Below are 9,977 nucleotides of genomic sequence, written 5' to 3'. Positions count from 1 at the left end.
GTCCTGACCCGCGTGCTCTTGCCTGCTCAAAACCTGAGCGATGGCGGACAGCTGAAGATTGTGATCGTCTCCGGCTATGTCGAACGCGTCGATACAAGCGCCGTTCCCGAGACCGTTCGTGCACGCGTCGAGAGCGTTCTGACGCCCTTGATCGGTAAGCGCGAGCTCCGGCTTCGTGACATCGAGCGTCAGTTAGTACTTGCGGGAGATACCCCCGGTGTCGCTCTGCGTTCGGCGCTGTCGCCGGGGGCGGAGCTCGGGGGCGCCGTTCTGGTGCTCCAAGCGCAGTATCGCCCGGTATCCTGGACCTTGGGCGTCGATAACACGCTCTCGGGCGCCCTCGGCCGTTCGAACGTCTCGGCGGGTATTGACGTCAACAGCGTCTTCCGTCTGGGCGAGACCATCTATCTCAGGGCCGCCGGCCACCCGAGCGGTTCCGATTCTGCAGGCTTCGGCGCACTTTTTGACCAGTATCCGCGCATGCGCACTCTATCGGGCGGTATGCTCATTCCGCTGGGAACGGATGGCCTGACTCTGAACCTAGAGGCGACCGAAAGCCGTACCACCCCGAAACCGACATTTAGCTTGCCGCAGACGGCGAGCGTGTTCGACCGATACTCCGTCCGCCTGCGCTATCCGTGGGTGCGGTCGCGCGAGGTCACCTTCGCGTCCGAGCTGATTTTCGACGCCGAGGAAGAGCGCGTGGATATTTTGGCCTCCGGCGTCAAGCTGCCAATCTCGCTCGATCGGCTCAGGGTGCTTCGCGCCGCGACCGACGGCGTGATGCAGCTGTCGGCAGGAGGCGTTCTCTCGGGACGCGCGATCCTGTCCGCGGGGTTAGATGCCTTTGGTGCCCGCACCGCGTCCGATGCCACGCCGCTCCTTCCCCTTTCGCGACTCGGTGCAGACGCTGATTTTCGCAAGGCCGAGGCGATCCTGACGTTCGCGCAGCCACTGGCAGAGCATTTCGGTGTCGCGCTACTTGCCCGCGGTCAGACCTCATTCAACCAGGCACTGCCGCGCGCCGAGCAGATCGGCATCGCGTCGTTTCAGGAGCTTTCGACGTTCGACGCCGGGACGTTGGGCGGAGACAGCGGATGGATCGTGCGGGCGGAGGTGAACTCGCCCTGGCAGACCGCGCTCGCCGGTACCCCGGTCACGGCCACGCCCTACGCCTTCGCTGCGACGGGAGCGCTTTACCTTCAGCGCCCGACTGCTCTCGAACAGGGGACGACGCATGTCTCCTCGGTCGGCCTCGGTGTGCGGCTGGCAGCGTTGCTGGATTCGTCTTTCTCGCAGGCATCGCTCGCGCTTGAATTCGGCCGGCAATACCGCGACGACCTACTGCCAAACTCGAACAGATTCACGATGGTCGGCTCCATTCGGTTTTGATTCTGGCCTGAGCCGCAACCTCTCGGATTCTAAGAGGGATCTCGAATGCGAATCGAAAAGTCCAGGCTCCTGTTCGCGTTGCTTGCGACCACGTGCCTAGCACCGCTTCGTCCGAGCCTGGCCGGGGAGTTGCCGACGGGCGCGTCAGTAGTGCACGGCACCGTCGGGTTCGCCACGCCTGGCACGAGTGCGATGACGATCCAGCAATCGTCAGCCGCCGCCATCGTTAACTGGCAGAGCTTCTCGGTCGGGGCCGGAGCGAGCGTCAACATCCAACAGCCTTCCGCATCCTCCGCGCTGCTCAATCGGGTTACTGGTGCGGCGACCTCGACAATAGCGGGCCAGATCAACGCGAATGGACAGGTCTATCTCGTCAATCCCAACGGCATCGTGATCACGCCGAGCGGCACCGTGCGCGCCGGGGGCGGTTTCGTGGCCTCGACGCTCGGCATCGGCGACGAGGATTTCAAAGCGGGACGGCGGAATTTCGCGGGAGCTGGCTCCTCCGCGGCCGTGGTCAACCAGGGCACGATCGAGGTGGGTCGCGGCGGATATGCGGCGCTGCTCGGCGGCTCAGTCGAAAATGCCGGCACGATTATCGTGCCTATGGGCCGGGTCGGCCTCGGCGCGGGCGAGCGACTGACGCTCGATATTTCGGGAGACGGTTTCCTGCAGGTGGCGGTCCCGTCTGGATCCGCAGGCGAAAAGGCGCTCATCCAGCATAGCGGCCGCATTCGCGCGAATGGGGGGCGGGTCGAGATGCAGGCGGCGACGGCACGCGAGGTTGCCCGCCAGGCGATCAACCTGTCGGGTGTGGTCGAGGCGCGTACCGTGGGCGGCCGCTCTGGCGCAATTATCCTTGGCGGCGGGGCCGGCGGAACCGTCACCGTCTCGGGCCGCCTCGACGCGAGCGCGACGCGCCAGGGCAGGAGGCAGCAGGCCGGGCGGCCCCGCCCGACAGGAGGGGAATCGGGCGGCGAGATCACAATCACTGGCGATCGTATCAACCTCACCCGGGCAACTCTGGACGCGAGCGGGCGCAACGGCGGCGGGACCATCCGGATCGGCGGCGATTTGAAGGGAGGAGGGTCGCTGCCTCATGCGCGCAGGACCATCGTGGATGGCGCGACGCATATCAGAGCAGATGCGACGGATGCCGGGCAGGGCGGCAGGATCATCCTCTGGTCGGACGAGTTCACCGGGTTCGGGGGGCTGATCCGGGCGCGCGGTGGACCCAACGGCGGTGATGGTGGATTTGCCGAAGTGTCGAGCAAGGGCGTGCTCGGCTATGACGGCCAGACGATCCTGACGGCGGCGCAAGGCAAGTTCGGAACTCTGCTGCTCGACCCCTATGACATCACAATCTCTAATGGTGCGACCACGACCCTCCCCGGGCCGTCCTTCACGCCGACCATCGAGAGTTCGGTCATCAATATTGTTGATCTGCAGAACGCCTTGGCTAGCGCCAACGTCGCAATCCTCACGGGTGGCACGGGCAGTTCCRGCAGCGACCCTGGCAACATTACAGTCGCCGCACCGATAACCTGGGCGCAAGCAACGACGCTGACGCTTAATGCCAACAGCGGGATCGTAATCCAGCAAGCGATTTCTGCTCCGGCGGGCGGACTCACCCTCAGCGCAAGCGGCAGCGTCACGGCAACGGCGCCGGTCAATGTCGGAACCTTCACCCTCCAATCGGGCACATGGACTCAGTCGGGTGCGCTGCCGACGTTCTCCACTACGGATTTCCGCTTGACCGGTGGCCGCTTCCTACGCGTGCTTGGTGGCGACGGCATCAGCGTTCCCTATCAGATCRCCGACGTCTACGGCCTACAGGGCATCAATTCCTTCGCCAGCCTGGCGCTCAGCTACCAGTTGGCGAACGATATCGACGCGAGCGGGACGAACCAGTGGAACGCTGGCGCCGGATTCGTCCCGATCGGCGGCTCTACCTCGGGGCTTCCCTTTTTCTCGGGCACGCTCGACGGACAAGGTCGCACCATCAACGGCCTCTTCATTAACCGACCCGGCGCTTCAAATGTCGGCCTTTTCGGGGACGTCACCGGCATGGTCACCGGCCTCGCGCTGACGAATGCCAATATCAGCGGTGGCTCACTCGTCGGGGCAATCGCGGGAGCAAACTCGGGGACGATCTCTCAGGTGCACGCATCCGGAACCGTCTCCGGAACCGTGGCGGGAACACCCTCCGCTGAAAATGGCGCCTCGGAGATCGGCGGCCTGGTCGGGGCCAACGCCGGCACGCTGACCCGATCCTACTCCACCGCCACCGTGAATGGCGGACCGTTCGGAGTCTTCATCGGTGGCCTCGCCGGCAGCAATGCTGGTGAAGGAACCATTTTGCAAAGCTACTCCGCCGGAGCGGTATCGGTCGGCGATGGCGGCGTGGCGACGAGTGGGRCACACCGCGGCGGATCAATCGGCGGCCTGGTCGGGCAGAACATTGGCTCGATATCCCAGACATATTCCACGTCCACCGTGACGACCGGCTCGTCCATCTGGTTAATCGGCGGCCTTGTTGGGGACAATACTCTGGTCGTGTCGGAGGGGACCTCCACAGGCACCATCGCGCAAAGCTATGCCACCGGGCCGGTATCGGCAGGGGCCGGGAGCCAATCGGTCGGTGGCCTGGTCGGGCAGAATCTCGGCTCCGTATCCGAGTCTTACTCCGCCGCGCCGGTCGTGGCCGGGGCCGCGAGTTCCGCTGTCGGCGGTTTCATCGGCTTGAACACGGCCACAGTGAACGGTTCGTTCTGGGATACGACCGCAAGTGGCCAGGCCCAGGCTTTCGGCACCAATTCCAGCACCGACCCCGTCGTGCTCACCGGCCTGACCACGGCGCAGTTCCAGGATGCGGGCACCTTCGTGCCCCAGGCGCGTGCGCAGGGCTGGAGCTTCGAGGCCAATTGGGCGCCTCCCAGCGTCGGCTTCTATCCTGAGCTCTACGCGATCGCTCCGGTCATCCGCGCCGTGAACGACGGCGCGACGCGAACCTATGGCGGCTCCAATACGATCTCACCGCTGACCAGCTATGGCGGCCAGGGCTCCTTCGTCTTCGGGCCGACCAGCGATTCCGTGGATCTCTCCAATGCCCTCGCCAGCCCGGCGACCGCCGCCAGCCCCGTCGGCACCTACGCGATCGGCGGCGTGAACCAGACCAGCACGCAAGGCATCGCCTACCGAGTTGTGGCCACGCAGACGGATGCGGCTCTGACTCCGAGCCTCGTAGTCACGCCGGCGCCCCTGACCGTCGTCGTCGGCAACCAGACCAAGACCTATGGCTCGCTCTTCACGTTCCTGGGCACGGAATTCAGTGCCGTAGGTCTTCAGAACGGCGAGACGGTCGGCTTGGCGGCACTGTCGAGCACAGGGGCCCCCGCGGCTGCCAATGTCGGCCTCTATCCGATCCAGATTGGCAACGCGACGGGCGGAACCTTCAACCCCAGCAATTACAGCATCACCTATGTTCCCGGTACGATGGCGGTGACGCCGGCATCGTTTACCATTACCGCCAACGACCAGACCAGAACGTACGGATCGCCGTTTCCGTTCACGGGCACGGAGTTCACCGCGACAGGGCTTCAGAATGGCGAGGCGGTCGGATCGGCGGCACTGTCGAGCACAGGGGCCCCCGCGGCTGCCAATGTCGGCCTCTATCCGATCCAGATTGGCAACGCGACGGGCGGAACCTTCAACCCCAGCAATTACAGCATCACCTATGTTCCCGGTACGATGGCGGTGACGCCGGCACCGCTGATCATCGCGGCCAACAACCAGATCAAGGCTCTGAGTTTGCCATTCTCGTTCACCGGGCTGGAATTCACAGCGGCGGGACTAGTGAACGGCGAGACGGTCGGGTCGGCAGCCCTATCTAGTATTGGTGCCCTCGCCACGGCGTTCGCAGGTATTTACCCCATCCAGATCGGAAGCGCAGCGGGCGGGACTTTCAATCCGAGCAATTACGCCATCAGCTACCTCCCCGGCGCGATGACCGTGGGAGCCGGCTCGGTGGCGCTCGTCGAGAATACGCAGGCTGGCGTGCCCAGCCGCGACCTGCCGGTGACGACTATTAATCTCCCCAATCCAACGGATACGTTCGACCTCCTCGGACCGGGCGGAGGAAGTGGAGGCGTCGGGTCGGGCGGGCCCACTTTGGGTACGGGCCGGCCCGGAGAGCTGGAGGCCGCACGCAGCACGCTGGCCGCGATCGAGCGTTCTGCCAATGAACTTGAGGGAGACGTGGCTCGCTGCGAGGCGCAAAAGAAGGTCGCGAATGATTACAAAAACTGCGTCGGCAATGCCCTTGAACAATTTTCCGATGCACTCGACTCGAAGATTCTGACCCTTCCCGGGCCGATGCGGGGCATTCCCGCCGCGATCCGTCGGGCGGCACAGCAGGTGCGGGCCGCCCGGACGATGCAGGAGGCGCGCGCAGCAGTGGGAGTGGCCCTCGCAGAGGTTCGGAAGGCGATAGCGCTTATCCGCGCGGACGATCCGGCTATTGGTCGGTTGCAGTTGCAACAGGCTAACCGCATCGTGTCTGCTCTTGGCTCGGTGCAAACTAAATTCGCACGGGCAACCGGCCTGTAACATCGTCGCCTTACTCCATGCCTGAGCGTGACAGGATGTCGTTGTGAACCTTCGAGATTATGAAATCTCGGCAAAGTTGGCGTGTGGTCCGTGCCTACGAGCTCGGTTCGGCCGCCGCATATGGTTTGGCCTTCTGACCATCGTGCTTATGACGGTATGGACGAATGTTTCTGCGCAGGCGGAGCGGCGTGTCGCTCTCGTCATGGGGCTCAGCGCGTATCGCGGCTTACACGAACTGATTAATCCCCGGAACGACGCCGCGGACATCGCGGAAGCGCTGAAGCAGCGGGGGTTCGAGGTCCTTCATGGCGAGGATCTGGGAATGTCCGCCATGCGCGACCTTTTTTCACGCTTCATAGCCCTCGCCCGGGATGCGGACGTCTCGCTGTTCTATTACGCGGGGCATGGCTTTCAAATCGACTCCCAGAACTATCTGGTTCCGGTCGATGCCCAGGTTCGAGACCCAGCCAAGTTTATGCAATCCATCGTGAGCCTCCAAACTGTATTGACTAGTCTGGAAAACGCGCGCGGCATCCATCTCATTTTCCTCGATGCCTGCCGCAATAACCCACTGCGACAGGGCGCGACCGGAAGCGCCGGGACTATGCAGGACGGGCTTGCCCGCGTCGGCAGTGCCGCCAATTTCCTGTTCGCCTTCGCGACCCAACCGGACAACGTCGCCCTTGACGGGACGGGGCGCAACAGCCCCTTCGCAACAGCGCTGCTAAGTCATATCGCGACGCGCGGCCAGGACGTCGCATCGATGATGATCAGGGTACGCCGCGACGTGATCGCCGCTACCGGAGGGCAGCAGATCCCCTGGGAGAACTCTTCCCTGACCCGCCAGTTCGCCTTCAGGCCCGGTGCGCCCGAGGCCGCATCGCCCGAGGTGCAACTATGGCAGCTGGGAATCGTGCTGCGTGATCCGGCGCTTCTGAAGCTCTATGTTGATCGCTTCCCGACGGGAGCGCATGTTAGCGAGGCGCGCTCTTATCTCGACCCCACTAAGCTTGCTTCCCTCGAGGGCGCGACCGCCCGCAGTGCAGACGCCGTCGGTGACGACCGCCTGTGGGATCTGGTAGCTAGAACGCGAATGCGGCCTCTAGCCGAATTTTATCTGCACCGCTTTCCGACCGGCAAGCACGGCGACGCCGCCCGGAAACTCCTGGATACGCTGCCGGGTACGGACAGCGTCGACATTCCCTCCGAAGCCCTGTGCGAGCGGCTTGCAACACATCCTCGCGACGCGACCGCCAATTTGGACGGTGTCCCTCTCGAGGACCTGATCGCGAATGCAGACAGGGCGATCGGCGCCTGTCGGCGCGCGATGCTGACACATCCGGCCATGCCGAACTATGCTGCCCTGCTTGCTCGCGCCTTGTGGGCGGCAAATCAGCGCTCGGAGGCACTGCAGCTTTACCGCGTGGCCGCGGCACAGGGAAATCTCCGCGCGATGGTGAGTCTGGGGCTGATCGTCGAAGCCGGAGATGGCGTTCCGAAGGATGTCGGCGGCGCCTATGACCTGTACAGGCGCGCAGCCTCGGGAGGTAGCCCCGACGGTGCGATCAATCTGGCCGTTGCCCTGATGCAGGGAACGGCGTTGCCGCGAGATGTTCCGCGCGCAATCGAACTGCTAACGGCCGCCTCTCGCCAGGGGTCGGCGATTGCGACCTTCAATCTCGGTGTTCTGGCGGAACAGGGCGTCGGCGGCACGGCGGATCGGGCGCTAGGCTATTTCCGCAAAGCGGTGGAACTCGGTGACGTACGGGGCTACCGGGCCGCGGCGGTCCTACTCGATGAGGGGCGCGGCACCCGTAAGGATCCTGATGCCGCTGCGGAAGCTCTCCTACTTGCGGTTGCGTCAGATTCTGGCGATGCGCTCGGTGAACTGACGAAGGCTACGAAGAGCTGGTCCTCCGAAACAATCCGAGCATTGCAGCTGCGACTCCAGCGCGAAGGATATCTGTCAAGCGCGATCGACGGCCGAACCGGTCCCAAGCTCCAGAGCTCGCTGCAGCGATGGCGGCGGACGGGAGGCTATGCATATGCTTTAAGGTAATGGTTCGTGCGAACGCCGGATCCAACAACACTATAGGTCCAATCTTATATAAAATGAACGCCAACCAACCTTACGCATTTGCTTTAATTGATTCCTCGAATGGATGGAATTGATATGAATGAATTGCCATCTCTCGTCAAATTAATAAATCATTCGAATGAATTTCACGAAAGCCTCAATGTTTTATGCGGTAATCTTGAATCCAATATTTCATATAATGGAAATTATAGCGACTGCGACGAAACCGCAATATTTATTGTTTCATGCGATCTAAGAATAATCTCTCGAAGCTCGGCTGCTATTCGACTTATAGATCGCGGTATCGTGCGGGACGGGCATTTTATTACACAAAACTCTATGTTTAATGCGTGCTTTAGACGATGGATGACTGGCCAGAAATGTGAGCCGGATCGCCGCGAATTTAGGCGATCTCTAAAGGTCGATCCCGAACGATACCTAAATGTTTACGCACACGCGATCAATCTTGCCAACTTTGGTGCGTCGATAATTTTTGTTGTGGTCATTCGTGATGTCGAGCGATCAATGGACCACAATATCGCGGCCATAAAAACCCGATACGGGCTAACTGAGACGGAGGCTCGAGTACTAGCAGCAGTATGCCAGGGTCTTAACACAGTTTCCGCCAGCCGGCTGATGGGAATCGCTAAAACTACCACTCGCACGCACATGCAGAGGGTATTCGCAAAAACTGGCACGACAAGCCAAGCTAAGCTTATGCAGTTCGTTTTTCGATTTATGCCTGGGCATGAACCTTAGCGAGGCGGCAGTGTTCCAGGCAATTTGCGACGCTCTATGCAAGGTTCTTCGAGGTGTTTAACTGCCTCTCGCGGCGCGTACGATTAATCACAATCTAGCGGGTAAGGTGACCCCCGCGCACCATAATCGAACGCGTCTGATTTCCGGTTCCGTCCCTGGCAACGCGGTTAGCTGCCGTCCACGCGTTTGGCACCACCCGTCGCGGGTGTTATTCTCAACGGCATTGTTGCAAAATCCGTGCCGCTTTATGATCTGATTGATTGCAAATTTGCCAATTGATTTCGGAAATTCGGAGGCTCGGATGCGACCTGATGTAGGGGTGGCCAGGGCGGCAGGCGCCGGCAAATGTACGAAGGTTGCCCGCGGCAGGACCAAGACAAAGACGGCGAGGTCCGAGCAGGAGGACCTCCTCTGCGGCCTCTTTGTCGATCTCCTGATGGATCGCTCGCAGRACGGGCTCCTGTCGTTCTGCGCCCATGCCGGCATCACCCTTCCGAAGGATGGCAATGCCTGGTTGCCGGCCTTCTTGGCTCACTACCAGCGGGSCAAGGACGTCGAATTCGGCCATGCGCTGARTGATTTCACGACCTGGGCGCCCATCGCYSGACGCGTCCGCGAGCTYCAGGCTGAGMAGCGGCGCCATGGGTAGGCCGTGGGGAGGCGGGAAGCCGACGCCCGCCAGTTTCTTCGAACTCGATATCAGGTGGCTGAAGCGGCAGGGCATGCTGCGGCCCGGCAAGCTGTCCTGGGTGCGGGAAATCGTCAACGGCAACCGGCGTGGCCTCCTGTCCTTCCTTGCCGGGGAGGGGGAAGGCGTCATCAATATCGCGGGCCATCGGCAGTGGGTCCTGATCGAGGAAACGCCCGTTCATCTCGGCGGCGCTCGCCAATGGTTCCGCTGTCCTCGATGCAGTCGGCTCGCGGCGAAGATCTACGGCTCGCCCCGTGCCGGCGGCCCGGCTTTCACCTGTCGGTCCTGCAAGCGCATCGCCTATCCATCGCAGAACGAGGACAAGCGCTATCTATCGGTGCGGCGAGCGCAGCGGATCCGGGAGAGCCTGGGCGGTTCGCCCAACCTCACGCTGTCATTCCCGCCCAAGCCGAAGGGGATGCACTGGACGACCTATGACCGCGCCCACGC

General features: G+C 62.4%; 5 protein-coding genes. All 5 read left to right on the top strand.

The window, feature by feature from the left end:
- The coding region (locus tag AC1DVA_RS25110; RefSeq protein WP_476807677.1) for a ShlB/FhaC/HecB family hemolysin secretion/activation protein at window positions 1-1,392 on the top strand (1,392 nt) is incomplete at its 5' end.
- A gap of 45 nt (window positions 1,393-1,437) precedes the next feature.
- Window positions 1,438-6,000, top strand: a complete 4,563-nt coding sequence (locus AC1DVA_RS25105; RefSeq protein WP_476807676.1) for a beta strand repeat-containing protein — start codon at window positions 1,438-1,440, stop codon at window positions 5,998-6,000.
- A 148-nt stretch (window positions 6,001-6,148) separates the two neighbouring features.
- Window positions 6,149-8,059 (top strand): caspase family protein, encoded by a 1,911-nt coding sequence (locus tag AC1DVA_RS25100; protein WP_476807675.1) that lies wholly within the window; start codon window positions 6,149-6,151, stop codon window positions 8,057-8,059.
- Window positions 8,060-8,158: 99 nt separating this feature from the next.
- Window positions 8,159-8,836: a helix-turn-helix transcriptional regulator gene (locus AC1DVA_RS25095; RefSeq protein ID WP_476807674.1), complete on the top strand. Its 678-nt coding sequence runs from the start codon at window positions 8,159-8,161 to the stop codon at window positions 8,834-8,836.
- A gap of 641 nt (window positions 8,837-9,477) precedes the next feature.
- Window positions 9,478-9,977, top strand: a 500-nt coding sequence (locus AC1DVA_RS25090) for a hypothetical protein (RefSeq protein ID WP_476807673.1), incomplete at its 3' end; no start/stop codon positions are given.

The organism is Allobosea sp. P4_C6 (assembly GCF_056402015.1).
The sequence above is the reverse complement of the archived record's forward strand: the minus strand, read 5'-3'. Positions and strand labels throughout refer to the sequence as shown.

What these genes read in the sequence shown, in the direction of transcription:
- AC1DVA_RS25100 (WP_476807675.1), top strand. Translation starts at nt 6,149, where the DNA reads ATGACGGTATGGACGAATGTTTCTGCGCAGGCGGAGCGGCGTGTCGCT.
- AC1DVA_RS25095 (WP_476807674.1), top strand. Translation starts at nt 8,159, where the DNA reads ATGGATGGAATTGATATGAATGAATTGCCATCTCTCGTCAAATTAATA.